This window comes from Methanosarcina spelaei (assembly GCF_002287235.1).
Taxonomy (GTDB): Archaea; Halobacteriota; Methanosarcinia; order Methanosarcinales; family Methanosarcinaceae; genus Methanosarcina; species Methanosarcina spelaei.
In genome coordinates this window covers 1-1,467 of sequence record NZ_LMVP01000269.1, presented here as the reverse complement: position 1 = coordinate 1,467, position 1,467 = coordinate 1, and the positions used below count along the sequence as shown (strand labels likewise).

Below are 1,467 nucleotides of genomic sequence, written 5' to 3'. Positions count from 1 at the left end.
TGCGGCTTCATCATAATACATTCAGTTTTTCTCCAGTCAATCAAACAAATACTTTGAGTTAAAAGCGTTCATAACTTGCCAGTTCTAAATATAATATTCGAGGTGGTAATTAATATTAATAGAATATAGAACTTGGGATATAAAAAAATTAATGATGCTGCTGCTTCCTTAGAAAAAGCCTTAAAGGTATCTTTAATCCGGATTTAGTAGTAAGGATACTTTTGTCTCCCTTTTTTAACAGGTCAGTATTTCCAGCAATCCACCTGGTTTTGTTTTCAGTTTTTGTTCCGGACTTCAGTGATAATAGAACAGATTGCTTCAGTAAATCCTAGATTCGGCAGGTAAACATATAAGTTAATATAATTATTCTCACATCTTTTTTCTTGATTTTCCATGGCAGACAAAAACAACAGTCGACTAGTCGAATCCTCAATAAAACGTACAAGATTTTTAGGTCACCTTGGTCTCATTGCTGGAGTTTTCCGAGAACTTGAAGTTGACAAACTGATCGATGAGAAACTCCCAAAGGAAAGGGATCACAAGATTCCTCACTCAGTCTGCATCCTTGCCATGGTACTCAATGGTCTTGGTTTCATAGGTCAACGTCTATACCTTTTTCCTGACTTTTTCAGGAATATTTCTATAGAAAGACTTTTTGGAGAAGGTGTAACACGAGAAGATCTGAATCAATATGCTATCGGAGAAACTCTTGACAGAATCGTAAAGTATGGTCCTACAAAACTGTTTACGGAAATTGTTCTTCACATTATGAATCGTCTACCTATTCCTGTCCATTGTTTACACGCTGACACTACAAGTGTCAGCGTTTATGGTGATTATCAAGACGAAGAAACGGAGTCTATTGATATCACTTTTGGAATTCCCAAAAACGGAAGATGGGATCTCAAACAATTTGTGCTAAGTTTGATTGTAAATCAGCATGGAATACCCCTTTTTATGAACACTCATTCAGGGAATGCTTCCGACAAAAGCACAATTCTGGAAGCAATAAAGTCTCTCAAATCAGCTTTAAGTCCTGAAAGCAAAGTGTACTATGTCGCTGATAGTTCCTTTTACACTGACAATAATATCAATAATATAGGAAAGTCATTCTGGATCAGTCGTGTTCCTGCAACAATTAATGAGGCAAAGGAACTGCTAACTGCAAATCTAAACCTGAAGCCACTGAAAAGCGATGAAAGATACTCATTTTATCAAACCTTTGTTGATTATGGGGGAGTCAAGCAAAAGTGGGTTTTGTTGCTTTCTCATAAAATGAAAGAAAAGAAAGAGATAACTCTCAGAAAGAAGCTTCAAAATGAACTTGAAAAAGCAGAAAAGTCGCTTAAAAAACTGGTAGGAGAGGACTTCTTCTGTGAAGAAGATGCATTAAAAGCAGCAGAAAAATGGACTGCAGATTTCCCTTCTATTGTGTTTGAAAAAGTAGATTTGAAAACCGTTAAAAAA

At 35.9% G+C, this 1,467-nt stretch carries 1 protein-coding gene; it reads left to right on the top strand.

Features of this window, described 5'->3' with window-relative positions; translation table 11 throughout:
- Positions 1–393 precede the first annotated feature (393 nt).
- Positions 394–1,467: IS1634 family transposase (locus ASJ81_RS12705; protein ID WP_095643524.1), on the top strand; the 1,074-nt coding region annotated here is incomplete at its 3' end.